This window comes from Variovorax sp. J22P240, assembly GCF_030316855.1.
Taxonomy (GTDB): domain Bacteria; phylum Pseudomonadota; class Gammaproteobacteria; order Burkholderiales; family Burkholderiaceae_C; genus Variovorax.
On record NZ_JASZYR010000009.1, the window covers coordinates 124,713 to 150,922 of the forward strand.

Below are 26,210 nucleotides of genomic sequence, written 5' to 3' on the forward strand. Positions count from 1 at the left end.
CCTGCTGAGTTACTTGACGGTTGCCTGGATGACGGCGCCATAGGTGTCGATGTCGCGACGCACACGTGCCGACAGTTCGGCGGATTCGGCCGGGTAGGGGTCGCCCGAGACGCCGAGCTTGTCCTTCATCGCCGGCTGTTTGAGTGCGGCGTTGAACTCGCGGCCCAGCCGGTCCACGATGGCTTGGGGGGTCCCGGCCGGGGCGACAAAGAAGAGGTAGTTGGAGATCGACAAGCCCGGGTATCCGCTCTCCGCCAGCGTCGGTACGTCGGGGAGAAGCGGATGGCGCTGCGCACCCAGAGTTGCGATCGGAAGTAGCTTGCCGGCCTTGATGTACTGCTGCGCGTAGTGGACCGGCATGACCATGGTGTCGATCTGTCCGGCGAGCAGGTCCGTGGCGGCAGGCGCCAAGCCCTTGTAGGGCACGTCCACGAAGTCACCGCTGGTCAGGCTGTGCAACTGGTGCATGTGGATGGACCATGGGCTTCCCGTTCCCATGGTTCCGAAGTTCAGGCCCGCGCTCTTGCGGTCCTTGGACAGTTGGACCAGTTCCTTGACGGTGCGCGCCGGGATCTTCGGGTTCACCACCAAAACCAGCGGCACGATGATCATCCCGGAGACCGGAACGAAGTCCTTGATCGCGTCGTAAGGCACCTTGGCGCCAAGAACGTCGGCCGCCTTCGGCAGCTTCGCCATCGCCTGGTTGATGGCGTGGGAGTCCGACACCACGCCGATGGTGTAGCCGTCCGCTGGCGCCCTTGATACCGCTTCGGTGCCGATGATCGAGGACGCGCCAGGGCGGTTGTCGATGATGATCGTCTGCTTGAGGGTGGCCGACGCCGTCTCGGCCACGGCGCGCGCTGCGGAATCGGCGTTACCGCCGGCGGGGTACGGCACGATGATGCGAATCGGCTGCTTGGCAGGCCACTCCTGCGCCCACGATGGATTGGCGGCAAAGCCCAGTGCGGCAAGGGTGCAAAGGGCACGGCGGGTGATGGTCATCTTGTCTCCAGATACAGGTGTTGAGGATTCGGTGATCGCATTCGCTGCGGATGCTTTGCAGTGTCTGAGCGGCCCCCCGCGCCGTATAGTCCGTGCACACAGTGCACCGAAAAGAGGCCGGCTCATGCCCACGTCCACCAGCTTTGGCGACCCATCTCTCTATCGGGAAGTGCGCGGGCTAAGCCGCGGGTTGGCGGTGCTGCGCGCCCTGAACGCGATGCCCGGTGGCATCGGCGGGGTGGTCGAACTGGCTCGCATCACCGGGCTGCACCGCACGACCGTGAAGCGCCTGCTCGAGACGCTGAAAACCGAAGGCTTGGTACATCACAAGGACGACGGGTTGTCCTATGCCTTGGGCTTTGAAGTCAGGCGTTTGTCCGAGGGATACGTGGGCGCCGACTGGATAGACCAGGTGGCCGCGCCGGCCATGCGCGCGCACCTGCGAGCGCTCTCGTGGCCGAGCGATCTGGCCACGCCCGACGGGGGATTCATGATCGTGCGCGAATCCACCCACCGCGTGAGCATGCTGTCACAGCACCGTGCGACGATCGGTATTCGCATCCCCATGCTGGTTTCTTCGCTCGGACGGGCGTGGATGACCTGGTGCGCGGACGAAGAGCGAGAAGCGACGCTGTCGTTGCTACAGGGACGCACCGACGCCATTGGAGAAATGGCGCGCGACAGCGCCTACGTGAAGCGGGTCCTACGGGAAACGCGCAGGCGCGGCTATGCGATGAATAGAGGCGAGTGGCTGACCGAGGCCAGCGTGACGGCCGTGGGCTTTCCCATACGGATCGGGGAGCATGCAATCGGCGCGATCAATCTGGTCCTGCAGAACAACGCCGTGACTGATCGAGAGATCGCCACGCGGTATGTGCCCCTGCTGCGCACCTTGGCGGACGAAATCTCCGAAGGCGTGGCGAGTTCCCCACGTGGCTGACCATGACGCATCTATGGATTACGGGTAAACCCTTCATCCTGACGTGCCTACAACCAGTTCCGTCCTCGACGGCAGGTTGGCGTCAGAGACCGGCCGTAGCAACTCGGCGCGCGACCGACCGGAAGTGGCCGATCAGCGTCGACCGAACCACAAGGGCCTACGGCAGAAAAAGACTGGTTGCAGCCAGTCGTATTTCTCTGGCGAACGACGGAGATCGCCGATAGCTGACATCCGCGCTTTCCTCGGCGACCGGCTGGTCTCCTTTGGAACTTGACCTTCGCCGGCATCATCGAGGAAATCCGGGTAGGCGACAGCGGTCGGAACGTTGGAGGCAACGGACAACCAGGACCACGTCGCACTTGAACGGCTGCTCCCCAATGTCGCGAAATGGCGTCCAGGGCCCTCTCGTGACCTTCAACCTCGCGGCCCGAACTTCACCTTCTGCATCGGAAGCTGACCTTGATGCCGCTAGCGCGAACCTCTCTCAGCGAACGCAAGGCTGTTGACAAAAGATTGAAGTCCGAGGCGGCTTCACATTCGCGGCGGCTGACGCTCAGCGGATGACCTCGCTGGCTGGCGCCGGCAACGTTGAGTTGATCGGCCTTGGGTTGGTGCACTCGCCGCCGGGGCCCGCGCCCAAACGCTACGGTTCCGAACGCCGCGGGACCGAATCGAGATCGACCGCAAAGGTTCGCCATGTGCCAGGCACGCCACGAAGCGTATGCGCGCCCCGATCCTCAAATCCGATGCCAGAGCCCGCGGTAAGGTCCTTGACGGTCGACGATACGAGCAACTCGTTGGGACCGGCCAACGCAGCAATCCGCGCCCCCACATGAACGGCGATGCCGCTGATCCTTCCGTCCAGCACTTCACACTCGCCCGTATGGACGCCAGCCCTGATGGTGATGCCCAGAACCGACACGCTTTTGATGATCGCGCAGGCGCAGCCCATAGCTTCGGCCGGGTTGTCCAGTGCGATCAGGAAGCCGTCCCCCGCCGTGTCGATCTCGCGGCCATCGAAGCGTGCGAGTTCTTGACGCACGATCGCATGATGTTCCGCCAAGAGCTCTCGCCAGGCGTGATCACCCAAGGCCGCAAGGCGCTCCGTTGAAGAGACGATGTCGGTGAACAGCACAGTTTGCAGCTCTCGGACCAGCGCTCCCCGCGACACGCCATGCCCCTGCAGCAGCTGCCTGTGAAGCGTCTCCGTCGCGTGGCCCGGCGATGCGCCCAGTTCCTCTCTGAGCAGTCGCCGCAACTGTTCATAGGTCAACAGCGCTTCAGCGACGTTCCCTTGGGTCGCGAGAACCTCCATGAGGTACCGATAACCGCTCTCCCTGTACGGCGCGAGTTTGATCAAAGCGCGGGCGGAGCGCTCGGCCGACGCAAGTTCCGACCCGGACAGTCCAAGTCCGATCGCTGCGACGCACTCGTGCGCTCGAACCAACACGTCTTCGAGCCTCCTTCGGATGTCTTCCACCCAAGGGGCGTCGTGATCCTGATGGAAGCCCCTTTGGGCAATATGAAGCGCGACCCTGGAGGGCCCCCAGGCCCGAGCCCAATCCTGCTGGGAAACCGCAGAGGTCGCGCGATGCAGGCCCTCGGTAGCCGCTTCGAGATCGACCCAGGCATCTGATGGCAGCGTCATCCGAACGTCCGGCTTTCCGCCAACTATTCCTGGGCCGAGGGCCGACCTGAGCTTCGTTAGCAGAGCGCTGAGCGCCGTGTCGCTCGCCGTCGGCGGCCGGTTTGGCCAAAGGGCCGATATGAGTTCGGCCCGTGATGACGGGCGCGCACGGTGCGCCGCCAAGTAAACGAACAGCAGCCGTCCCTGGCGACCGGGGAGGTCATCTTCGATCCTTCGGCCCTCAATTCGCACGGTGAGGCGGCCGCAAAGTTGAATCCTCGTCGCAGGACTGGGCGCCAAGGTTTCGCCAAGGTTATGGATTTCCTGGCCGGCCACAATGCCTCCATGTTCAATGAAAGGAGATCGCCATGCGAAAGGTCATCAACTGCGAATGCGGAGAGGTCGTTCGTGGCAACAGCGATGAAGAACTCCTCGCGGCCGTCAAGGAACATCTATCTCGTGATCACCCAGAGCTGTTGGCGCGGCTCTCGAACGAGGACATTCTAGGCATGGCAGAGGAAGACGATTAGGCCTTGGCGAACAGGACGCGCTGCGACTTTGGCCTGCGGCGTTGCTCGGTTCGTGCGCCACCCGTGCCCGCTTCCCCTCGGGAAGAGGGTGTGGTCGACGGCCGGTAAGCGCGCAGCTTGCGAATATTCGCAAACATCAGGCGCCAAATCCTCCCATCTGGCGACACTGGGGCAAATGTGGCAGAACGCGGCCTTCCGGAGATGACGTGCGAGCAAGGCCTGCAGCCACGGAGCGCGACGTTGTGGATCTTCGATTTCGGACGTTGTTTAGGACGGCTGGCCGAGCGGGAGCTTTCCTTCGAGGCCTCTTTAATCGCCACTCAGCCCTCTCATTTCAATGCGAAGGCGATACTACGCCAATGAAATTGGCGCCACACGTGCCGACAGTTCCATCATGCCGCGCATCCCCGGCGTCGTAACCATGGCCACCTGCGCTCTGATCGGCGAGCGCATGGCGGAGATCCTGAAAAAGGGCGCTTGGTCGCCCGAACGGATTGCCCGCGCCCACCCCGCCCGATCCGGATTGCGGCGCTCAATGGTCTTGGCATCGTGCAGATGATGCGCTTCGCGCTTCAAGAGGACATCGAAGCCGGCCGACTCGTGCCTGTCCTGCCCGACGTTCCGCTGCTACTGGTCCCGGTGCAGGCACTGCACGCCTTCGGGCGGAATTCTCGCTACGCTTCTTGACCCTGCCGGCAATGAACTTCATCTTGTACAACAGCCCTCGAGGTAGCGGGCTTCGTTCGTACCACGTCAAGACACCTTAGCCTTGGGTTCGCACGCTCCAGGCTTCATCATTGCTGCCAGCGGCTCGATGAAGGTCGGTTCCGAACGACCGGTTGAATCCGCGGCCGACCGCGGCCCTCAGGAAAGCTGGGTGCGGCGCGCGAACGCCACCACCTCCGCCAGGTCGGCGACATGCTCCTCGAGGTGGGCCGCGAGGACCTCGAGCTTCTTGCGGCCTGCCGGCAGCAGATGAACCTCCACCTGGCGCCGATCGGTGGTGCTGGGTTTGCGCCTGACCAGACCCGCTTCCTCGCAGCGCGTGATCAGCGCAACCACCCCGTGTGGCTGGGCCTGCAGCCGCTCTGCAATCTCGCTGATCGAGGCCCACTCCCGGTCCGGGAAGCCTTGCGTGTGAAGCAGCACCTGGTACTGAAGCACGGTGATGCCCTCTGCACGCGCCGCGTCCTCGCTGAGGCGAAGGAAGCTGCGAAGTCTGAACCTGAAGTCCGACAGGGCTTCGAAGCGTTGCTTGTCAATGGATCCTCGAACGGTGGGCATGGACGACTTTGATTGAACTCGGCCAGGTCAATGTACCAGCGACTTGGCTGACAAAGGGTATTTACTCACAGTATGATGTATTTAACGTCATAACATGATCTATCTGATCGCAACCTGACCGGCGCGACCGACCGCGCCGGTCAGCACGACGCCCTGCGCCACGTCCAAGCTCTCCGTTGGCGCGTGGCGTCCCTTCCGAATCGAAAGAAAGATTGCCTATGCAAATCAAGAGCAAGAAGAACTTCGTCTCCGGCCTCATGTTCGCCTCGGTCGGCGTGGCGTTCTCGCTGGGCGCCATCAGCTACAACGTTGGAAGCGCCGCGCGCATGGGGCCGGGCTACTTCCCGCTGATCCTCGGTGCGCTGCTGGCCGTGTTGGGCCTGGTGGTGGTCGGCGGCTCGCTCACCGCGAAGCCGGTGAGCGACAGCGACCCGATCGGCAAGATCGCCTGGAAGCCGCTTGGCTTCATCATTGGCGCCAACGTGCTGTTCGGCATCCTCCTCGCGGGCTTGCGCAGCGTGGGACTGCCCGCCATGGGACTGATCGTCGCGATCTACGCGCTCGTCGTCGTGGCGTGCATGGCGGGCACCGATTTCAGGATGAAGCTGGCGATGACCCTCGCGACCGTGCTGGCCATCGGCAGCTATCTCACTTTCATCGTCGGGCTGAAGTTGCAGTTTCAGGTCTGGCCCACTTTCATCAGCGGTTGAGCGCGAGGCAGCACCATGAGTGACCTGATCACCAATCTTTCGATCGGCTTTGCCACTGCAGTGACACTGCAGAACCTGGCGTATGCCTTCATAGGCTGCCTGCTGGGAACGCTGATCGGCGTCCTGCCCGGCATCGGGCCCACGGCCACCATCGCGATGCTGCTGCCGGCCACATACGCGCTGCCGCCCGTGGCCGCGCTGATCATGCTCGCCGGCATCTACTACGGCTCGCAATACGGAGGCTCGACCACCGCCATCCTGGTGAACCTGCCCGGTGAGTCTTCGTCCGTGGTGACCGTGATCGACGGGCATCAGATGGCCAAGCAAGGGCGAGGCGGGCCCGCGCTCGCGGCTGCAGGACTGGGCTCGTTCTTCGCCGGCTGCGTGGGCACGTTGATCCTGGCCGCCTTCGCGCCACCGCTGACCGAAATCGCCTTCAAGTTCGGCCCTGCCGAGTACTTCTCGCTGATGATCCTGGGCCTGATCGGCGCGGTCGTTCTGGCCTCGGGCTCGCTGATCAAGGCGATCTGCATGATCCTGCTGGGGCTGCTCCTGGGTCTGGTCGGCACCGATGTCAACTCCGGTGTGGCGCGCTTCTGCTTCGACATCCCGGAGTTGACGGATGGCCTGGGCTTCATCGCGATCGCCATGGGGGTGTTCGGCTACGGCGAGATCATCGCCAACCTCGCGAGACCGGAGGAGGAGCGCGAGGTGTTCACGGCCAAGGTGTCTGGCCTGTTCCCGACCAGGGAAGACCTCAGGCGCATGGCGCCCGCGGTGCTGCGTGGCACGGCGCTGGGTTCGTCTCTCGGGATCCTGCCCGGTGGTGGCGCGCTGTTGTCAGCCTTCGCAGCCTACACGCTGGAAAAGAAGATCAAGCTCAAGCCGGGCGAAGTGCCGTTTGGCATGGGCAATATTCGCGGCGTGGCTGGTCCCGAGGCGGCCAACAACGCGGGCGCGCAAACCTCCTTCATCCCGATGCTGACCCTTGGAATTCCACCGAACCCCGTGATGGCGCTGATGGTCGGCGCCATGACCATCCACAACATCCAGCCCGGTCCGCAGGTGAAGACCAGCAACCCCGAACTGTTCTGGGGCCTGATCGCGTCGATGTGGATCGGCAACCTGATGCTCGTGATCCTCAACCTGCCGCTGATCGGCCTATGGGTCAAGCTGCTGACCATCCCGTACAAGTGGCTGTTTCCCGCGATCGTGCTGTTCTGCGCCATCGGCGTGTACTCGACCAACAACAACGTGTTCGACATCTGGCTGGTCGCGATCTTCGGCGTGGTGGGCTACGCCTTCATCAAGCTCGGCTGCGAACCTGCTCCGCTGTTGCTCGGCCTGATCCTCGGGCCGATGATGGAAGAGAACCTGCGGCGGGCCCTCCTGCTCTCGCGTGGCGACTGGAGCGTGTTCGTCACACGCCCGATTTCGCTGGGACTGCTGATCGCCGCCCTCTTGCTGATGGTGATCGTGCTGTCTCCTTCGATCCGATCCAAGCGCGAGGAAGCCTTCGTCGAGGAGGTCGGATGAGCTCACGGTTGAGCATTCGATCCCACGCGCTGGACGACTGCCCCAGCACGCGGCTCTCGATGTGAAATTCGGCCTCGTCGCGAACTACGAGGGCATGGCCGTTGGCTAGCGATCGCGCAACACTGTCACCAGCAGCGTTGCATCGCGAATCGCCTGTACGGCGTGCGGTTCCCCTCCTGGAAGGGCCACCAACTGGCCGACAGCAAGCTGACAGGTTCGCCGCGGCGTGACCACTTTCGCCTCCCCGACAAGGCACTGGATCGTGATCTCGCCGGCGACCTGATGCTCGGGCAGGCCTGCTCCCGCGGGCAGGACCACCTGCATCAACTGCAGGTGATCCGTCTTGAGTAGGCTGCTGCTTACCGACGTACCCCGTTCTTCATCGGAAGCATGAAGATCGATCACCTCCAGCAGTCGAGCGTGCTTCAAAGCCATGACGTGTTCCCAATGTTGAGATGAATGATCGCGACACGCTATACAAGACCGCCTGTCGCGTATAAGATTCATTTTATAGTAATCTTATGACTTCAATCAATCCGAGCAACCCTGTCGTGGACGGCCTTGTCTGCAAGCCGTCTCAGCCTTGATCACTGGAGAAGCACTTGCGCTCGCCCGACCTTTGCACCGAACAGGAAATCGCAGACATGGTGCATGGCTTCTATGTCAAGGTGCGCCAAGACGAAATGCTCGGGCCGATCTTCAACGCCCACATCAAAGACTGGGACCACCATCTCGCGAAGCTGGTGGACTTCTGGTCATCGATTTTGCGCGGCACGCGTCGTTTCAACGGCACGCCCATGCCCAAGCATGTGGCCCTGTCCGACCTGAGCGCCGAGTTGTTCGAGCGCTGGCTGCGCTTGTTTCGCGAGGAGGCCTCCGCACAACCCAATCGGGCCATGGGCGAATACGCGTACGACCTGGCACAGCGCATTGCCCAAAGCCTCTGGTACGGCTATCAGATGAGCCGCCGCCCGCGGACTGCACCGACGGACCTGCGGCATGACTGACCTGCTCCACATCACCGAACCCGGAGGCGCGCGCCCGTCGCCGCAATGGCAGGCATTTCTTGAACTCGGGTTTCGACCGTTGTACCTGGCCGGCTGCTTCTGGGCCGCGTTCTCCATCGCGCTCTGGGTGTACGCGCCGCAGCTCCTCGCGGCGACCTTGCCCGGCGTTCTGTGGCACGCGCATGAGATGCTCTGGGCCTTCATCGCCACCATTGCCGTAGGTTTTTTGTTGACAGCCGCGAGCAACTGGACCGGAGTCAATCCGTTGCGGGGGCTCCCACTCGGCATCCTCCTCGCGCTGTGGTCGGCCGCGCGCATCGGCTACCTGGTGCACGGCGCGCTGGCGTTCTGGGTCGCCGCCTGCAGCGAACTCGCCTTCTTCGCTTGGGCGGCAGCGGCATTGGGGAGAGCCATCGTTGGTGCGCGCAACCGCCGCAACTACGGCCTGCCGCTGCTCGTGCTGGGACTGGGCGTGGCTGACGCACTCTACCTCCTGGCGGCCCTGCAAGGCGACTACGCTCTTCTGCTGCAGCGACTCAACGCGGGCTTGCTGTGCATGGCCGTGATCGCACTGTTGGTGGCGCGCCGCGTGATTCCCTTCTTTGCCATGCGCGCCATTCCGGGACTGACGATTCCGATGCATACCCGCAGCGGCCAATGGCAGATCGGCGCTGGCGTGATTGCAGTGTTTGGCAGCCTGCTGCGGGTTCCCACCGTCACGGCGGCCGCACTGGCGGCGGCAGGCTGTATCGCGCTGTTTCAGGTGCTGGCCTGGAGGCCGTGGGCGACGCGGCGCACGCCACTGCTCTGGATCCTCTACGTTGGCTATGCGGCGCTCGGGGCAGGACTGCTCGTGGCTGCAGCGCACGCCATGGGCTGGATCGTGCGCGCCGCGTGGCCTGTGCATGTCATCGGCGTGGCAGGGTTCTCGGTGCTCATCATCGGCATGGTGACCCGCACCGCGCTCGGTCATCTGGGCCGTCCGCTGCAAACGGACCACGCCATGGTGATCAGCTATGCGCTGGTGATCCTCGCTGCGGCACTGCGCCTGGTGGCGCTGCTGCCCACGGACATCGCGCCTGACGCGCTGCATGCGTCGGCAGCCGCGTGGCTGCTGGCTTTCGTGCTCTACCTGTGGCGCTTCTTTCCGATGATGATCCGCCCGCGCGCCGACAGGGCCGTCGCGCCTGCGGCGCTGCGCACTTCGCGCTGAACGCAGACTCCCGACTGCGCGCACCGAAAAAAAGTGCGCGGCCCGAATCAGGCCGCCCGTGCCCTCTTGCGTGCCGGAAGCTTGCCGGGCGAATGCCGCAACAACTCGTCCGTCTTGCCCGGCACGATCGCCACCGTGGGATCCTTGACCTTCGATCGCCACGTCACTTCCTGCCACAAGGGAAGCCCAAGGAGCGCGGGACTGGCATTGGCCAGGTCCGCCAGACTGTAGCGATCCAGTTCATCGAGGAACGCCTGAGTCGCGCGGGCCAGGACTGACGCCAGTTCGCACCCGCCTGTCAGAACGCACTGGTTGCCGGCGCCGAAGCATTCCACTACGGCAAAGTCGCTCTCGAGTTGACGAACGACCGTCCCGATCTTGATCTTGGACGGATGCATTGCCAGTCTCATTCCCCCGTTGCGCCCGCGCACAGTCTCAACCCATCCGGTCTTGCCCAGGATGTGAGTGACTTTCATGAGGTGCGCCTGCGAAATGCCGTAGGCCTGGGTGAGATCGGCAATGGTGACCAGCGATTCGGTACGGGTGGCCAGGACCAGCAGGACACGCAGCGAATAGTCGGTGAAGAGGGTCAGGCGCATAACAACGATTTTAGCTATTGCTTTAGACCTGCTCTCGGTCGCGGCGGCTTCCAGTCCGATTCGTGGAATTGCGAGCAGTGTCCGGCAGATCGGCCGGCGATTCGGGAATTCGGTATCACCGCTCGGCGATGTAGTGTTGGGTCGTCACCGCCTCGCCATCGCGCAAGAACACCCGTACACGAGCCTCCACTTCCTCGTCGGCCAGCGTGGCCCGAGCGCGCTGGTGCAAGTATTCGGCCCAAGAGGCGACGATGAAGCGCTCGATATACCGCGACGGATCGCCAAGGTCTCGATAAACGCGCCATAGCGTGGCGCCGTCGCGGCGCCGCGAAGCGCGCAGCTGGGTGACGGCATTCAAGAATTCCTCTGCCTCGCCGGCGCGGATGCAGTAGCAGATCTCCACCGACACCGGGCCGTCTCCCGGAAGAGGCTGATCCTTGATGAAAAGGTCTTTCCAGAGAGTGACGGGTGTGACCTCCTGCGAATCGCCCATCCGCAACGGCAGCCAGCGGGCGAGCAACAGGCCTGCTGTCATGGCAAGGGCGGCGATGCTCAAGGCAATCGCCAACCCGGCAATACCGGAAAGCGCGCCCCAAAACGCCGAACCGATGGCGAACGAACCGAGCGCGCTGAGCGTGTGCAGTGCCACGGCGCGCGAACGGACCCAGGGCGGCGCGCTGGACTGCGTGGCGGTGTTGAAGGTGGCCATGACCGCCATCCAGGCTGCGCCGCCGACAGCAAGCGACACGAAGACCACGACCGGTAGGCGCACGAACGCAGCGATGAGCATCACGGCCGCGAAAACCAGGCACCCCATTGCGACGAGGCGCTCCAGCCCCATGCGCGCACGCAACCTGCCCAGCACCAGGCCCGCCGCGACCGCGCCAGTGCCCAAGCATCCCATGAGGATCCCGAATCCGGTGGCGCCCAATTTGAGTTGTTGCGCTGCGATGGCCGGCAACAGGGCCCACAGTGCCGAGCCGGCACCGCTGTAGGCCACGGTGCGCAGCAACTGTGCCAGGATCATCGGCGAGTGCCTTGCATAGCGCAGGCCCGCAACGGTGCCGCTCCAAAGGCGCTCCGCCGGCAGGGGGGATTGCGCATGCGGCGCAGGAGGCCAGCGCCGCAGTGCTTGCATCATCACCAGTGCGCTCACTGCCGCCATCACGAACACCCAACCCGCACCGAGCCATGCGAAGACGAAGCCCGCGATTGACGGCCCCAATGCCCGTGCACTGTTCCAGGCGATAGACATCGCCGTGATGGCTTGCGGCATGTCCTCGCGCGGCACGGTGTCCGCCAGGCTGGTATTCCACGCGGGCGACAGCAGCGCCGTGCAGCAGCCGGCGGAAAAGGTGAACAGCAACAAGGTCCCAGGTCCCGCCCACCCCGTCAATGCCAGCAGGGACAGGACAAGGATGATGGCCACCTGAACGGCCAGCGCATTCAGGATCAGCCGCCGGCGGTCGGTGATGTCGGCCAGCACGCCTGCGGGCAGTGCCAGCAGGAACATTGGCAGGAACACGGCCGTCTGCACCAGCGCTGCGAGGAAAGAGGAGCCCGTGAGCTCGACCATGAGCCACGAAGCCGCCATGACCTGCATGGCGTTCCCGGTGAAATAGATGGCACTGCCGGCCCACAGGCCGCGGAACGCGGGCAGACGCAGGGGGGACCAGAGGGAGTGGGATGCGACGGACATCAAAGGGGCTTTGCCCGATTATGGGCTGAGCGTCTGGTGGTTTCCGCTGAGCCTGCGCGGAGCCTGTGGCCGGTTGCCTCCAGGAATTTGCGATCCCCCGCCGGCGGGTGCAAACTGAGGGGACGGCGACCTCGCCGTATTTGCGCACAAGGGGGATTGCCATGTCCATTCCTTCCCATCTGTCCAGCTATCTCGACCAGCGTGGTGCACGCTATGAGGTCTCCATGCACGGACACAGCCACAGCAGCCTGGAGACCGCCCACTGCGCCAACGTCAGCCCGTGTCAACTGGCCAAATCGGTCATCCTCGAGGACGAAGACGGCTGCGTGATGGCCGTCGTTCCCGCCGACAGGATGGTCATGCTCGGTGAGTTCTCCCGCTTTGTCGGTCGCCACAGACTGAAGCTGGCCGGCGAGGCCCGGATTGCAGCGCTGTTTGATGACTGCGCCCCCGGCGCGATACCGCCCGTGGGAATGGCATGGGGGCTGCCGACCATCGTCGATGACGAACTTGAAAGCAATGACGTCGTTTACATGGAAGGTGGCGATCACGAGCGGCTGCTGCGGATGTCGCACGATCAGTTCCGTGCGCTGATGCGTGGCCAGCCGCACGGGAGCTTCTCCAAGACGCCGGAGCTCTGAAGGTGCGTGACGGGCGCACTGACCGGCAGTGATGGTCACCGCGACCTTCCGGTTCTACGAGGAGTTGAATGACTTCCTCGCGCGTGAGCGGCGAGGGCGCGAGTTCTCTTGCCGGTGCGCACGAATGGCGACCACCAAGCACATGATCGAGGCGCTCGGCGTTCCGCATACCGAGGTCGATTTGGTGCTGGTCAACGGCGAGTCGGTCGGCTTCGAGACCTTGCTGCACGATGGCGACAGGGTATCGGTCTTTCCACAGTTCGAAGCCCTCGACATCACGCCGCTGCTGCGCGTGCGCGAGCGCGCATTGCGCGTGACCCGTTTCGTCGCTGACGCGCATATGGGTGGCCTCGCGCACCTGCTGCGCATGACCGGATTCGATACGCTGTACGACAACCGCTTTCGCGACGATGAGATCGAGCGTATCGCTGGCGCGCAAGGTCGCATCGTGCTCACGAGAGATCGAGAACTGCTCAAGCGCCGGGGCATCACGCATGGCTGCTACGTGCGTGCGCTGCGGTCCGCGCAACAGTTGCGCGAGGTCTTTGATCGACTCGACCTCGCGCGCGGCGCGCGGCCGTTCACCCGATGCCTCGACTGCAACACGCCCTTGCACGAGATCGACAAGTCGCTGGTCGCCTCGTCCTTACCGGAGAGGGTGCGGGAACGCTACCAACGTTTCAGCACATGCGATGCATGCAGGCGCGTCTTCTGGGAGGGCTCGCATTGGCAGCGAATGCGCGCCATGGTGGACGAGTTGGTGACGCCGGCGCAAGGATGACATCGACCGGAAGCGGAGGACCGCGCGCAGACCTTCTGCAACTCGCGCCGCTCAAGTCACAGGCATTCACACGCGCACTGATCGGCGCGACCACGGGGGCGAGCCGGCGCGCCCGTCATCAGCAGCGTGGGCCGACCGCACCCGAAGACGTGCGCCCGTTGGCGGTTGCGCTAGGCGACGTCCCGCAACTCGCGCCTAAGGATCTTCCCCACGGTGGACTTGGGAAGGGCCTCGACGATGCGCACGAGCTTGGGGACCTTGTAGCCGGCCAGCGATGCGCGGCAATGGTCGATGACATCCTGCTCGGTCAGCGTCGCGCCCGGCGCCTGCACGACGAACAGGCGCAAGGCCTCGCCCGTCTTCTCATCCGGCACGCCCACGCACGCGCACTCGGCCACGCCGGGGCATGCGGTCGCGACTGATTCGATCTCGTTCGGGTAGACGTTGAATCCGGAGACGATGATCATGTCCTTGATGCGGTCGACGATCTTCAGGAATCCTTGCGCGTCCAGGACGCCGACATCGCCGGTGCGAAAGTACCCGTCGGCCGTGAAGGCGGCCGCGTTGGCCTCGGGCTGTTGCCAGTAGCCGCTCATCACCTGCGGTCCGCGAGCGCAGATCTCACCGGGCTCGCCCAGGGTGACCTCGCAGCCCGCGTCGTCGATCAGCTTGATGTCCGTCGAGGGCAACGGCAACCCCGTCGTGTTGGAGAACTTGCCGACGGACGGCGGGTTGATCGACAGTACCGGGCTCGTTTCCGAGAGTCCGTAACCCTCGAGAATCAGGCAGCCCGTGAGGTCCTTCCAGCGTGCGGCCGTGGCTTCGATCACGGCTGCGCCACCGCCGGCGGACAGGCGCAGATTCGAGAAGTCCACTTCTTTCAGGCGTGGGTGCGCGGCCAGGCCCGCATAGAGCGTGTTGACGCCCGTGAACACCGTCATGCGGGACTGCTTGAGCGTGTCGATCAGGCCGTCCATGTCGCGCGGATTGGCCACCAGCCAGTTCTCGGCCCCGACGGAGAAGTAGCTGATGAAGTTCACCATCAGCGCAAAGATGTGATAGAGCGGCAGGGCCGTCACCACCACTTCGTCGCCCGGCCGTATGGTCGAGTGCATGAAGGCCTTGTACTGCTCGGTGTTGGCCACCAAGTTGCGATGCGACAGGCAGGCGCCCTTCGACAGGCCGGTCGTGCCGCCGGTGTACTGCAGGAACAGCAGGTCGTCGCCGGTGATCGCCGGGGCCTGGTAGTCGGACGACTTGTCTTCGTTCAGGATGTCCGACAGAGGCATGACGGCCCCGAGCCTCGCATCGGGCGCGGGCCCGGGCAGCGGCTTCGGCAAAGCGTCGCCGGGGCTGACCGTGATGATGTGCACGACGGGGCTTTGCTCGACCACCTCGGCGAGCGTCGGCGTGGATCCATTGAACAGGACAATGATCTTCACGCCCGCATCGTTGAGCTGGTGCGCGAGTTCACGCGGTGTGTAGAGCGGATTGACGTTGACCTGCACCGCACCCAGGCGTGCGATGCCCAGGAAGACGACCGGGAAGGCTGCCAGGTTGGGCATCATCACCGCGATGCGGTCGCCCTTGCGCACGCCGAGCTCGCGTTGGAGATAGCTTGCGAAGCGTGCGGACAGCCTGTCGACATCGCGGAAGCTCAGGCTCTGGCCGAACGAGCGGAAAGCGGTCTTGTCGGCGTAGCGCACCATGGCCTGCTCGAGCAACTCGACGATCGAGCCGTGAGCGTCGGGGTTGATGTGCGGCGCAATGTCGCCGTACGACTGGACCCAGGGGCGTTGATTCATCTTTGTCTCCTTGATGGCTTGATGATTTGAAGTAGGTTCGAAGGTCTCGACGTTCGCGAACATTGCCGCCATGCCTGCTGTTTAGCGACGATGCGCGACCCGGTCGTTCGCGCCGTCGACGGTCGCTGGGCGCAACGCATCCATGGTGTCGTTCGCGTTGTCTCCAGTGACTTGGCGGCGCTCAAGTCGGCACTGCATCGTTGGAGATCGAATGTAGACATCCGGGGGGGTCACGCCTAGGTTGCACTCCGACAGATTCGGGTGAATCTCTGCCAATCCTCCAAGCCGAAACGGCCCATGCGCGAGTCGACTCGCGTCAAGACGATGAGGGAATGAAATATCCCAGTAGTGCAGCGTCAGTGGTTCACATCGCGATCGCTCCGCTGGATGCGGCGGGGCGTCGGATCAACGTCGCTGATGCCAGGCCGCATGATCGAGTCGGTGGCGACGGGGCGCCTTGCCGCGCATCTTGGCAAAGGCCCGACTCAGGGCGCTGGCGCTCGAATAGCCGCACTCGCGCGCCACATGCGCCAGCGGCAGACGTGTCGAAACGAGCAGATGGTCGGCGTGTTCCAGCCGCAGGTTCGCCACGTACTGGCGCACATTGAATCCGACGGCGTCGGCAAAGCGGCGCGACAGGCTGCGCTCGCTCAAGCCGACGTGCTGCGCCAGCGCGGCCAGGCTCGGCACCGGATCCAACTCGCGCTCGAGCACCTCCTGCACCGCCAGCACCTGCGCGTCACCGTGGGCCTTGTACGGCGCGCTCCACAGCGCGAGCCTGTTGTCGGCAGGCAGCGCCTCGGTGCTGGTATGACGCAGAAAGCGACGGGCGCGCGGCATACCGAAGAATCGCTCGATCAGGTGGGCACAGGCGTCGACCGTGGGGCCGATGCCGCAGACCGTGACGATGTCCGGTGCGGCCACGATCCGGCGTGAGGGCTGGTAGCGGATCGTTGGAAAACGGCGCTGGATGATTGCTCGTTCGCTCAGCAGACCGGTGGCCGCCCGCCCATCGAGCAAGCCTGACTTGGCCAGCAGAAGTGCGCCGCCGAAGCTCATCAGCAATGCGCCACGCGCGTGCTGCTGTCGCAGCCATTCGCCGTACGCTGCATCGTCTTCGGTCGTCTCGACCGCCGGCGCGAACTGGGCGGGAACGACCACCACGCGGAAGTCGCCGGTTCGCTTCAGCGTCAGGTCCGGCGCCAGTGGCAGACCCCCGAAGCTGATGACCGGCGATCTGCTGCGCGCGACCAGGCGCACGTCGAACAGCGCGCTTGCGGCAATGTCGTCACTGCGCGTCGCCAAGGTGCCGGCGGCTTGGAGCAGGTCGCGCACCAACAGCACCGAGCCTGCCCAGGGCCGGTCTGGAAGCACGATGGCAGCGCGCACCGGGCCATCTAGCGTGCCTGCGTTCATGTCATGTATCTGGCGCTTCATGCCAACAAATTCTGCACTTGCTCTGCTTCAATCGGGCATCGAGATCGACATTGGATGACCCATGAATGACGTACGCAAGCTGCTGAACCGCGAAGAGCTGCTGAACTTGCAGCGCAAGTCCAGCTGGAAGGCCATCTGGATGCTGCTGGTCAACTGGAGCCTGATCGTGGCCAGCTTTGCCGTCGTCGTCGCCTGGCCGGGCGTTGCAACCGTGGCGCTGGCCATGCTTGTGTTGGCCGGTCGCCAGCTGGGACTGGGCATCCTGATGCACGAGTGCGCGCATCGCTCCTTCACGCCCTCACGCCCGTTGAACGACTGGATCGGGCAATGGCTGTGCGCCGCGCCGGTTTTCGCCGACCTGTCGGTCTATCGCAGCTATCACATGACCCACCATGTGAAGACCGGCACCGTCGACGATCCGGACCTGCCCAACTACCGTGGCTACCCGGTGAGCCGGGCCTCGTTGGCGCGCAAGGTCTTGCGCGATCTGATCGGCCTCACTGGCCTGAAGGCGGCGGCCACGCTGGTCGTGCTGTACGCCCATGCCGAGCCCGAAAAGCTGCGTTTCGGCTATGCCTACAAGAAGCAGAGTGTCGAACCCACAGAAGTGGGTGGCGATGGTCCGGGAAAGCGCAGCGTGCGCCACCTGCTGTGGAATGCCCGCCGCATCCTGCTGGTGCACGCGGCGGCGCTCGCCATGCTGTGGGCTTGTGGTCACCCGATCGCCTATCTGCTGTGGCCAGCCACTTGGCTGACCGTCTACATGCTGGTCAGCCGCGTTCGCAACGCCGCCGAACATGGCGCGCTGCCCGGCACCATGAGCCAAGACATCTGGTCCAACACCCGGACGGTGCATGCGGGGTGGTGGGAGCGCATGCTGTTTGCGCCCAACTTCGTCAACTACCACGTCGAGCACCATCTGGCACCGACTGTGCCCTCGTACAACCTCCGGCGCCTGCACCGGCTGCTGCGGGACAAGGGCGCCTTGGAGCAAGCCCACGTGGCTGGAGGCTATGCCGAGGTCATAAGGAGCCTCGTCGGCAGGCCGCGTCCCGACATCGCGCTGCATGGTTTCCTTCTGGCGACCCATTCCGACGGCCTTGCCGCCCGCTGCATCCGCACCTGCCAGCCCGTCCTCGATTCAAGCCCGGCTGTCACAGCTCAGGCGCTGGCCGCGGTGCAGTCTCGTTGCGAGACGCTTGCCCCCGAGCAGAGACGGGCAGCGAACACTGAGAGGCGGGAGAAAGAAATCCGAGAACTGCGGAAGGAACTTCACCATTCGGAGGGGCAACTGCGCAAATTGAAGCACTCGGACCCCTGACGCCTCGCCTCGCGTCCGTCGGGCGGAATTCCTACAAGGACCTGAACGAGATGCCTCACTTTCTGCGGAACTTTGCTACCCCGATGCGCAAGTCAGGCCTTCCGATTGGCAAGGAGTGCCGACCATCCAAGGAATGACCTTCCGCGCCAATGAAGCGTCCTGCGCGACTCGCCAACCAAATCGCTATGAGCTTGTGCCTGGCGGCCGCTCAGGCGCAGAAACAACCGTCGCGCGCGCTTGCAACGCGCACGGAAACGCTTGAGCAGAATATCGGCAGATGGTGCCTAACTCAGGCGCGTCGTTGCGAGGCCACGCGTTGGAGCAACTCGAAGAGCAAAGCGCCTTCGCCCGGCGTCAGATGGCTCAGGAGTTCCTTTTCCATCGACATCGCCACCGCTTCCGCCCTCTTGACCAGATCGGCGCCCTTGCGCGTCAGCCGCACATGCTGGGAGCGTCGATCGACCTCGCTGCGGCTGCGACCCAGCAGGCCGCGCGCTTCGAGCCGGTCCAGTGTCACTGTGAGATACGGCATCGACACGCCGAGCGCACGTGCGAGCTGCTTCGGACCTACATCGCGATTCGCGTCTACCAGCACCAGCAACGAATATTCAGCCCGGCGGAGATCGAAGGGCTCGCCGACATTCTTGAGGAACAGGTTGGTCGTCGGGATCGCCGCCTGCACGAGGCTGTAGCCGAGAAGCCGGCGCATGCGCTCGTCCTCCAGACCTCCACGAGCGGAATGCGAGGCGGGCTCATGCGAGGGGGTCGAGGTGCGTGCCGTCATGATGGGCGGCAAGTGTAGCCACTGCGCCGCCCTCGACGATGCCGGTACGCGAGGCGCTTCAGGGTGTCGTGCAGACGTAGTTGGCCGGGTCGTTCTGCGCTGTCAGCGCCGCAGGCGAGGTACCCGTCGCACCGGTGTACTTCGCGTACTGCGGATAGGGGCACAGCGGCCGGACACGGGTCGTCGCACCTGCCGGCAGCGTCCATCCGAACTGGGTCGGCGTCGTGGTGCTCGAACTCGCGATCAGGCGGTCGGGCGCCTGCCCCTTCTCGACCCAGTTGACGACTGCGGTGAAGGCCGGAAACGAATCGGTTGCCGGACCGCCCGAGCAATGGTTCATGCCAGGCACTGCGAACAGCCGGGCAAAGTCCTTGACCGTGCCATTGGCAGCCGTCTGGCTCAGTGCGCTGTACCAGTTGGCCGTGTAGTTGAACGAGAACACCGGATCGCTGGTGCCGTGATAGACGATCAGCTTGCCGCCCTTGTTCTTGAGCGTGGACAAGTCGGTCGAATGCGTGCCCATGAAGTCATAGGCAGACGTGCTGTAGATGCCGCTGGTGGTGGTGATCTTCGGTGCGTCGTTGTCCCAGTCGAAATGCAACTGGTATTGCACCAGCGAGTTTGCGGTCGACAGGCCTTGCGTGGGCGGGGTGGTGAAGACCAGCGGACCGGCGCCGCCGCCGAGCGTCACGTTGATCGCGCCGTTCACGCCGGGCGGGCCGAAGCCCGGGATCCCCACCTTCCAGATCAGCCAGCCCGTCGTGCCAATGCCCGCATCCCACGGCCAGTCCGCATAGAGCGCTTCGCCGGCGCTGTTCTTCGGGCCGCCCATGACTTTCTGCATGGCCGTGACTTGCGCAGCGCCGAGGCAGGCCGTCGGTGCGCCCGCGGCGCCGCAGGCCAGGGAGCTCACGTCAAAGGTGCATGACTTGTTGATCATGCCGTCCACCAGGCCGTCGTCGGCATCGCACTTGGCGAGGATCGCGGTCCGCATGGCCGACCACTGTGCCGACGTGAATGCCGAGGAGAGCAGTGGCGTGGTGCCGGCCCCTGGACCGGAGCTCTCGAAGAATCCCTGTGCCGCCGCTGCGGCGCCGAACTGCTGGGTGTCCCAGGCTTCGGCCAGCCAGGCCTTGGGCAGATCAGAGCCCGGGTCACCGGCCACGATGCCGTCGAACTCGTCGCCGAAGCGCTGCGACACCATCATGGCCTCGCGCCCGCCCTCGGAGCAGCCCATGAAATAGGCGTAGTCCTGCTTCTTGCCGTAGTAGCGCGCGATCAGCTGGTTGGCGAGCTGCTTGGTCTGGCCGATGGCGTTGTAGCCGAAGTCCAGGCGCGCCTGCGGGTCAAGGCCGAAGGCAGAGCTGCCGGCATTGTTGGGGTCGCTGTTGACGCTGTCACTGTGCCCGCTGTCGTCCGACACGGTCGCGTAGCCGGAAAGCAGCGGATTGACCGCCTCGGCGTTGGTGATGACGCCCGTCGTGTTGGGGATGGAACCGTCCGTTCCGCCGCCGCCGCTGAAGAAGAGGCGGCTGTTCCAGGTGCTTGGAAGGTTGATCTGGAAACCGATCGCATAGGTGGTTTGCGCGTCGGTCTGGCCGGCGGCTTTGGCGCCCGCCCGGCCACCGTTGATGGTGCCAACCACGGCGCAATAGGTCTGCGGATTGCCGTTCGCGTCGGCGGCGGTGGTCTTCGATAGCGTGGCGGACGTCACGCTCACCTTGCGGCCCGTCGCCGACAACTCGGAGGCGAGTGCCGCCACCGCGGCGCAACCGGCCGCCGCGTCGGGGTTGTTGAGAAGCGGTGGCTGCGCCGGTGCGGGGGCCGGTGCGGGAGGCGCGGCTGGTGCCGGCGCCGGGGCCGGGGCGGCCGCGATCGGCAACGAAAATCCGCTGCTCCCGCCGCCGCAACCGGTCACGGCAGCGGCGGACAGGGCGCCCGCGATCAAGACCTTCAACGTGGCGTGGGACTGCATGATGTCTCCTGTTGTTAACTATTCTTTGTGGCGATCTCTTGCTCGATCACCGCACCTCAGTCTGAATCTCAGAACTGCAAAGGGCAGCGAGAAGGGCAGAATAGTTATTTCACTTAATCATTTGCTCAGGGGATACCCGTATCGACGATGACCAGCCTTCGGCGGTGCGTGCTCGCGGCCAGCCTTCATCTGCCGCAAACCTGATCGAACCGTTGCAGTTGCTCTTCCCCATGGCTGAGGGGCTCGGCATCAAGTTGAACGCCAACGTCACTACGTCCGTCGTGAAGTGCTCCAGCCGAACGTTCGGACCGTACCGGTTGCCGCGCGTTGAAGGAGAGGGAAACGGCGACAGCGCGCACGCAATCGGCCTTGGCTTGGCATGTGGCGAGGTGCTCGCGATGAACTGGTAGAGAAGGCAGGGCGCCACCGACCGATCGAAGCCGTGGTCTGAATGCTGGCGTACTGAAAGATCCACAGAGCGAAGACCAATGGGGGCTTACAGAGCTAGATCGTCTCAAGCGCATCGGCTGACCGATTCGGTGAGCGATGGAGCTCGATGGCCGAACCCCTGGCCGCGGCGCTGTATGCCGGAAGCCCTGGCCCGTTTCACCGCCGACAAGGGGTGCTTCGACTGAAGCCGCTGACCTTGGCGACCCTCTCGCGTATCGCGATTCAGCTCGTGCGTTTGCGCTCGCGGCGCACCGTTCGCAGGCGAAGAAGGTGATCTTGAACCTGACTCCCCCACCTACTCGGCAACGATTCTCGCCTGGCCAATCACACCCTTCCATCGGCTGCTTTCGTCCGCAGTGAGCTTCCTCAGCGCGTCGGCGCTGTACTCTTCGTCTGGCAGCAGTTGGATGCCCTGTGCGACCAGGCGGCTGCGCAAGGCGGGCTCGTCGAGAGCCTTCCGATAGGCGCTGTACATGGCCGCTCGCACGGACGCAGGAGTGCCCTCCGGCGCGTAGAGGCCATACCAGGTCACCGCAGAGAAACCGGGGATGGTTGCTTCCGCGACTGTGGGCACGTCGGCGAACTGCGGCAAGCGCCTTGCCCCCGTCTGGACGATGGCTCGCACGCGGCCACCCAGGACCTGTGTCAGCGCGGTATTGCTCTGGTCGAACATTGCATCGACCTGGCCTGACACCACGTCCACCATGGCCGGTGCTGCGCCCTTGTAGGAAACAGAAGTCACTTCGATACCCGCGCGTTGAGCGAACAGCGCGCCCACCAGATGGGATGTGGAACCAATGCCTGCGTTGCCGAAATTGATGGTGCCAGGCTTTGCCTTTGCAGCCGCCACCAGTTGCTGGGCGGTCTTGTAAGGTGAGTTGACTCCAACAAGCAGGAGCAGCGGTGTGTCGGGCAGCCTGAACACTGGTTCGAAGTCCTTCATCGGATCGTATGGAAGCTTCTTGTAGAGCGAAGGCGCCGCTGCCATCTGGCCGACATGACCAAGCAGGAACGTGTAGCCGTCCTTCGGCGCCCGGGCGACCTTGGCCGCGCCGATGGTGCCGCCTGCGCCGCCTACGTTGTCGATGATGATGGGCCGCCCCAGTTTCTCGGCAACCTTCTCGGCGATGTTCCGGGCCAGAGCGTCGGCGGGACCTCCAGCAGCAAACGGTACGACCCAGGTCACGGCGCGGTCCGGATAGGGTGCTGCGATCGTGGGTCCCGCAGCGGCGAAGGCGAGTGACAAGAGCGCGAAGGAACGCCGGGTCGTCAGTGAATAGCTAGCGAGCATGGTGCGAATGTCCTGTGTGTCGAGAGTGTTTGAATCGGGATTGAATGCGGCGATGCGCGGGTACTTGCTCATGCTCAGCTCACCACACCCGTTGCACGGAGCTCGCGAATGCGGTCGACCGGCATGCCGATACTCCGCAGGACTCGGTCCGTGTCTTCGCCGACCATCGGCGCTCTTCGCGCGATGCCGCCTGGCGTTCGACTGAGCTTGATCGGCACGCCGGCAATGGTGACCCGGCGCTCGCTGCCGGGGTGGTCGACCTCCACCAACATGTTGCGCACCTGGAAGTGCGCGTCCCCAAACACGTCCTCCGCGGTGTAGACCGGTCCGAACGGGACTTTCCCGCCCAGGATCGCCTTGAGTTCGTCCTTGGTTCTTTGCCCGGTGAAGGCCTCCAATGCCCCGATGACCAGGTCCGCATGCTGCACCCGCGCAGCGTTGGTTGCGCATTCGGGTGCTTCCGCCAGATCGGGGCGTTCCATCGCATGGGCCAACTTGCGCCATAGCGCGTCGGTCGCGCAGGCGATCGACACCCATCCATCCTTCGCCTCGAACAGCCCGAAGGGGCAGAGCAACGGGTGCTTGTTGCCCTCTGGCTTCGGAGCGACGCCCTGGTACGAGCGCTGGTAGACGATGCGCTCGGTCAGCGCCAGGATGCAGTCGACCATCGACACGTCGACGAGCTGCCCTTCGCCCGTCCTGCGTGCGTGATGCACCGCGGAGAGGATGCCGATGGCGAGCATCAGCGCAGGCACGGTATCGCCGACCCCAGGGCCGATCTTGGTCGGCGAGTGCTCGTCGGGTCCGGTAATGCCCATGATGCCGCCCATCGCCTGTGCAACCACGTCGTAGGCGGGCCATTCGTAGTAAGGACTTTCACCGCTGCGTCGATCGCCAAAGCCGCGCACCGTGGCATACACGAGGGCAGGATTGATCGCCGAGAGCTCTTCGTATGAAAGCCCGAGTCGCTCCATCACGCCGCCGCGGAAATTCTCGACCAGCACGTCTGCGGAAGACACCAGTTCCTTCAGCACCTGCCGGCCCTCGGGATGTTTCAGGTCCAGTGCAATCGAGCCCTTGTTCCGGTTGACGCTTTGGAAATACCCGCCGAACGACCGGAACTCGTCGTCCGGCAGGAAGGGGCCCGTGCGTCGCATCCCCTCGCCCTCGGGCGGCTCGACCTTGACGACCTGTGCGCCGTGGTCGGCCAGGACCTGCGTGCAGAAAGGCCCTGCAAGCATTTGCGTGAGGTCGATGACCCTGACATCCGATAGTGCACCTGAACTGAACATTTCCATCTCCTTGGTACGTACTTGGACCGCACGTGCGGGGTAGTGACGCTTGTAGCGTGCCGGGATAATTTACTATCTAGGTACGTACAAAGACGTCGTTCGATGTATCATATCGCCACTAGGTACGTACCTACAAGCCAGCAACCCACATTTTTTAGAAGGAAACCCTGACATGTCGAAAAGCAGGAGCGGCAACTTCTTCGAGGACTTCAAGCCGGGGCAAGTCCTTCGGCACGGCGTTCCCCGAACCCTGGGCGAGGGCGATCGCAGCCTCTACATCGGTCTGACCGGCAGCCGGTCCGCCTTGAATACCGCGGCCACCACGGCGGTGGCGCTTGGCCTTCGCTCCGCGCCGATGGAAGACCTGCTGGTGTTCAACGTCGTCTTCGGCAAGACAGTCCCCGAGCTGTCGCTCAACGCCGTCGCCAACCTGGGCTACGCCGATGCTCGTTTCCTGCAGCCCGTGTATGCCGGCGACACCCTGACTGTGACCAGCGAGGTGCTGGCTACCAAGGAGAACTCGAACGGCAAGAGCGGCGTGGTCTACGTGCGGTCAACCGCGACGAATCAGGCAGGGGAGGCTGTCCTGACCTATGTGCGATGGGTCATGGTGCACAAGCGACAGACGGACGGCGTCGCTGCACAGGCGACGCCAGTGCCGGCGCTACCCATGCATGTCGACCCGTCGCGTCTGGTGGTCCCCGAGTTCACACAGACGAGGTATGTCACCGGCGTCACCGGGTTCGATGACCTTTGGGAAGACTACGCCGTGGGTGAACGGATCGACCACGTGGGCTCCATGACGGTCAACGACAGTGACCACAGCATCGCGGCGCGTCTCTACCAGAACACGGCCAAGGCGCATTTCGACGCCCACCTGATGGCGCAGAGTCCCGCGGGCCAACGCCTGGTCTACGGCGGGCACGTGATCTCGCTCTGCAGATCCTTGGCCTACGACGGGCTGGAGAACTGCCTTGGCATGCTCGCCCTCAACGGCGGGAGCCACGTGGCACCGGTGTTCGCCGGTGACACGCTCTCCTGCGTGACGCAGGTCGTCGACACCTATGCCCTCGCCGGCGAAGTCGGCGCCTTGCGCCTGCGCACCATCGGTGCCAAGAACATCGGCACTGCCGGCGCCATCGCACTACCCGAACCCGGCGTCCCGAAACCCCGTTTCCCCAGCGAGGTTGTGCTGGACCTCGACTACACCGTCGCCATCCCGAAAAAGCAACCCTGAACCCAAGGAAGAACCATGGAAAAGCTCGTACATCCCAAGGACGCACTGTTCGCCGGCGAAAAGCCGTTCCCCGTGCTCGCTGCCTGCGAACACTTCGCTGGCAGCAAGAAACTGATCGACAAGGCGCTTGCGCTGCAGACCGACTACGGCCCGATCTTCGACATCACGGCCGACTGCGAGGACGGAGCGCCCGCGGGCGAGGAGGTCGCGCATGCGAACATGGTCGCCGACGCGGTGGCGTCGCCGCACAACGTCTTCAAGCGGATCGGCGTGCGCATCCATGATCCTTCGCACCCCTCGTGGAAGGAAGACGTGGACATTCTGCTGGCGAAGGCCGGCCGCGACATCGCCTACATCACCGTTCCGAAGGCAACCTCGTTCGCGCAAGCCGAGACGGCGGCGGCCTACGTGCAGGACACCGCCCGCCGCCTCGGCCTGGAGCGCACGATCCCGCTCCACATCCTGGTGGAAACGCACGGCGCCTTGCGCGACGTCGCGCAGATCGCGACCATCCCGAACCTGGAAGTCCTCGACTTCGGGCTGATGGACTTCGTGAGCGGACACCACGGCGCCATCGCAGCGTCCCAAATGCGCAGCCCTGGCCAGTTCGAGCACCGGCTGATCGCGCGTGCCAAGGCCGAGGTTGCGGCCGCTGCCCTTGCCAATGGTGTCGTGCCCGCCCACAACGTGTGCCTGAACCTCAAGGATGCCGAGGTGGTACGGCAGGACGCGGCGCGTGCGCGCGGCGAGTTTGGATTCCTGCGGATGTGGAGCATCTATCCCGCGCAGATCAAGCCCATCGTCGAAGCCATGCAGCCTGCCTACGAAGAGGTCGCCGATGCGTCCGAGATCCTGGTGGCCGCCCAGAAGGCGGACTGGGGGCCGACGCAGTACAAGGGTGAGTTGCATGACCGGGCCACCTATCGCTACTTCTGGGTCGTCCTGGAAAAAGCCAAGGCCACCGGCATGACCTTGTCCAAGGCAGCAGCCGAGCAGTTTTTCGCCTGAGGCTCGCTGCGGGATGGGCCTTTACAATGTCCGGACCTAGC

General features: G+C 64.2%; 24 protein-coding genes. 11 read left to right on the plus strand and 13 right to left on the minus strand.

What is annotated here, in order from left to right:
• Positions 1–9 precede the first annotated feature (9 nt).
• The gene (locus QTI24_RS21050; RefSeq protein ID WP_286603114.1) at positions 10–1,002 is read right to left on the minus strand and encodes a Bug family tripartite tricarboxylate transporter substrate binding protein; all 993 of its coding nucleotides are present in this window, start codon (positions 1,000–1,002) and stop codon (positions 10–12) included.
• Between the two features lie 124 nt (positions 1,003–1,126).
• Between QTI24_RS21050 and QTI24_RS21055 the strand changes: the two genes are divergently transcribed.
• Positions 1,127–1,942, plus strand: a complete 816-nt coding sequence (locus QTI24_RS21055; protein ID WP_286603115.1) for a DNA-binding transcriptional regulator — start codon at positions 1,127–1,129, stop codon at positions 1,940–1,942.
• Between the two features lie 643 nt (positions 1,943–2,585).
• On the opposite strand, the gene QTI24_RS21060 is transcribed toward QTI24_RS21055, so the two are convergent.
• A complete protein-coding gene (locus tag QTI24_RS21060; protein ID WP_286603116.1) occupies positions 2,586–3,590 on the minus strand; it encodes an adenylate/guanylate cyclase domain-containing protein in 1,005 nt (334 codons plus the stop codon).
• 347 nt (positions 3,591–3,937) lie between these two features.
• Between QTI24_RS21060 and QTI24_RS21065 the strand changes: the two genes are divergently transcribed.
• Positions 3,938–4,099: a DUF1059 domain-containing protein gene (locus QTI24_RS21065; protein WP_286603118.1), complete on the plus strand. Its 162-nt coding sequence runs from the start codon at positions 3,938–3,940 to the stop codon at positions 4,097–4,099.
• Between the two features lie 351 nt (positions 4,100–4,450).
• On the opposite strand, the gene QTI24_RS21070 is transcribed toward QTI24_RS21065, so the two are convergent.
• Positions 4,451–4,675, minus strand: a complete 225-nt coding sequence (locus QTI24_RS21070) for a hypothetical protein (protein ID WP_286603120.1) — start codon at positions 4,673–4,675, stop codon at positions 4,451–4,453.
• Positions 4,676–4,963: 288 nt separating this feature from the next.
• Positions 4,964–5,383, minus strand: coding sequence for a MarR family winged helix-turn-helix transcriptional regulator (locus QTI24_RS21075; RefSeq protein WP_286603121.1), 420 nt, complete (start codon positions 5,381–5,383; stop codon positions 4,964–4,966).
• A gap of 218 nt (positions 5,384–5,601) precedes the next feature.
• On the opposite strand from QTI24_RS21075, the gene QTI24_RS21080 reads away from it, so the two are divergent.
• Both QTI24_RS21080 and QTI24_RS21085 read left to right on the plus strand, forming a co-directional pair.
• Positions 5,602–6,093 carry a tripartite tricarboxylate transporter TctB family protein gene (locus tag QTI24_RS21080; RefSeq protein WP_286603122.1) on the plus strand — a complete coding sequence of 164 codons (492 nt, stop codon included), beginning with the start codon at positions 5,602–5,604 and terminating at the stop codon, positions 6,091–6,093.
• 15 nt (positions 6,094–6,108) lie between these two features.
• Positions 6,109–7,629: a tripartite tricarboxylate transporter permease gene (locus tag QTI24_RS21085; protein ID WP_286603123.1), complete on the plus strand. Its 1,521-nt coding sequence runs from the start codon at positions 6,109–6,111 to the stop codon at positions 7,627–7,629.
• 105 nt (positions 7,630–7,734) lie between these two features.
• Here the strand turns inward: QTI24_RS21085 and QTI24_RS21090 are convergent, their stop codons facing one another.
• Positions 7,735–8,064, minus strand: coding sequence for a cupin domain-containing protein (locus tag QTI24_RS21090; RefSeq protein WP_286603124.1), 330 nt, complete (start codon positions 8,062–8,064; stop codon positions 7,735–7,737).
• 167 nt (positions 8,065–8,231) lie between these two features.
• On the opposite strand from QTI24_RS21090, the gene QTI24_RS21095 reads away from it, so the two are divergent.
• Together QTI24_RS21095 and QTI24_RS21100 are read left to right on the plus strand one after the other, a co-directional pair.
• The gene (locus QTI24_RS21095) at positions 8,232–8,636 is read left to right on the plus strand and encodes a group III truncated hemoglobin (RefSeq protein ID WP_286603125.1); all 405 of its coding nucleotides are present in this window, start codon (positions 8,232–8,234) and stop codon (positions 8,634–8,636) included.
• A complete protein-coding gene (locus QTI24_RS21100; RefSeq protein WP_286603127.1) occupies positions 8,629–9,849 on the plus strand; it encodes an NnrS family protein in 1,221 nt (406 codons plus the stop codon). The genes QTI24_RS21095 and QTI24_RS21100 overlap by 8 nt, the downstream gene beginning before the upstream one ends.
• A 47-nt stretch (positions 9,850–9,896) precedes the next feature.
• On the opposite strand, the gene QTI24_RS21105 is transcribed toward QTI24_RS21100, so the two are convergent.
• Both QTI24_RS21105 and QTI24_RS21110 read right to left on the minus strand, forming a co-directional pair.
• The gene (locus QTI24_RS21105) at positions 9,897–10,448 is read right to left on the minus strand and encodes an RrF2 family transcriptional regulator (protein ID WP_286603129.1); all 552 of its coding nucleotides are present in this window, start codon (positions 10,446–10,448) and stop codon (positions 9,897–9,899) included.
• Positions 10,449–10,563: 115 nt separating this feature from the next.
• Positions 10,564–12,147, minus strand: coding sequence for an MFS transporter (locus tag QTI24_RS21110; RefSeq protein WP_286603130.1), 1,584 nt, complete (start codon positions 12,145–12,147; stop codon positions 10,564–10,566).
• Between the two features lie 161 nt (positions 12,148–12,308).
• On the opposite strand from QTI24_RS21110, the gene QTI24_RS21115 reads away from it, so the two are divergent.
• A complete protein-coding gene (locus tag QTI24_RS21115) occupies positions 12,309–12,788 on the plus strand; it encodes an aminoacyl-tRNA deacylase (protein WP_286603131.1) in 480 nt (159 codons plus the stop codon).
• A 31-nt stretch (positions 12,789–12,819) separates the two neighbouring features.
• Positions 12,820–13,569, plus strand: a complete 750-nt coding sequence (locus QTI24_RS21120) for a Mut7-C RNAse domain-containing protein (RefSeq protein WP_286603132.1) — start codon at positions 12,820–12,822, stop codon at positions 13,567–13,569.
• A 170-nt stretch (positions 13,570–13,739) separates the two neighbouring features.
• Here the strand turns inward: QTI24_RS21120 and QTI24_RS21125 are convergent, their stop codons facing one another.
• The gene (locus tag QTI24_RS21125) at positions 13,740–15,374 is read right to left on the minus strand and encodes an AMP-binding protein (protein ID WP_286603133.1); all 1,635 of its coding nucleotides are present in this window, start codon (positions 15,372–15,374) and stop codon (positions 13,740–13,742) included.
• A 405-nt stretch (positions 15,375–15,779) separates the two neighbouring features.
• Complete coding sequence (locus QTI24_RS21130; protein WP_286603135.1) at positions 15,780–16,811, minus strand: GlxA family transcriptional regulator; 1,032 nt, start codon at positions 16,809–16,811, stop codon at positions 15,780–15,782.
• A gap of 61 nt (positions 16,812–16,872) precedes the next feature.
• Here QTI24_RS21130 and QTI24_RS21135 point away from each other — a divergent pair, with 61 nt between their 5' ends.
• Positions 16,873–18,132, plus strand: coding sequence for a fatty acid desaturase family protein (locus tag QTI24_RS21135; RefSeq protein WP_286603136.1), 1,260 nt, complete (start codon positions 16,873–16,875; stop codon positions 18,130–18,132).
• 289 nt (positions 18,133–18,421) lie between these two features.
• Here QTI24_RS21135 and QTI24_RS21140 read toward each other — a convergent pair whose 3' ends face one another.
• The 4 genes from QTI24_RS21140 to QTI24_RS21155 form a co-directional block, all read right to left on the minus strand.
• A complete protein-coding gene (locus QTI24_RS21140) occupies positions 18,422–18,841 on the minus strand; it encodes a MarR family winged helix-turn-helix transcriptional regulator (RefSeq protein ID WP_286603138.1) in 420 nt (139 codons plus the stop codon).
• 133 nt (positions 18,842–18,974) lie between these two features.
• Positions 18,975–20,891, minus strand: coding sequence for a tannase/feruloyl esterase family alpha/beta hydrolase (locus QTI24_RS21145; protein WP_286603140.1), 1,917 nt, complete (start codon positions 20,889–20,891; stop codon positions 18,975–18,977).
• A gap of 745 nt (positions 20,892–21,636) precedes the next feature.
• Positions 21,637–22,632, minus strand: a complete 996-nt coding sequence (locus tag QTI24_RS21150) for a Bug family tripartite tricarboxylate transporter substrate binding protein (RefSeq protein WP_286603248.1) — start codon at positions 22,630–22,632, stop codon at positions 21,637–21,639.
• A gap of 74 nt (positions 22,633–22,706) precedes the next feature.
• The gene (locus QTI24_RS21155; protein WP_286603142.1) at positions 22,707–23,924 is read right to left on the minus strand and encodes a CaiB/BaiF CoA transferase family protein; all 1,218 of its coding nucleotides are present in this window, start codon (positions 23,922–23,924) and stop codon (positions 22,707–22,709) included.
• Between the two features lie 172 nt (positions 23,925–24,096).
• On the opposite strand from QTI24_RS21155, the gene QTI24_RS21160 reads away from it, so the two are divergent.
• Together QTI24_RS21160 and QTI24_RS21165 are read left to right on the plus strand one after the other, a co-directional pair.
• Positions 24,097–25,161, plus strand: coding sequence for a MaoC family dehydratase (locus QTI24_RS21160; RefSeq protein WP_286603144.1), 1,065 nt, complete (start codon positions 24,097–24,099; stop codon positions 25,159–25,161).
• 15 nt (positions 25,162–25,176) lie between these two features.
• On the plus strand, positions 25,177–26,169 hold the full coding sequence (locus QTI24_RS21165) for an HpcH/HpaI aldolase/citrate lyase family protein (protein WP_286603145.1): 993 nt from the start codon (positions 25,177–25,179) through the stop codon (positions 26,167–26,169).
• The last annotated feature ends 41 nt before the right edge of the window (positions 26,170–26,210 follow it).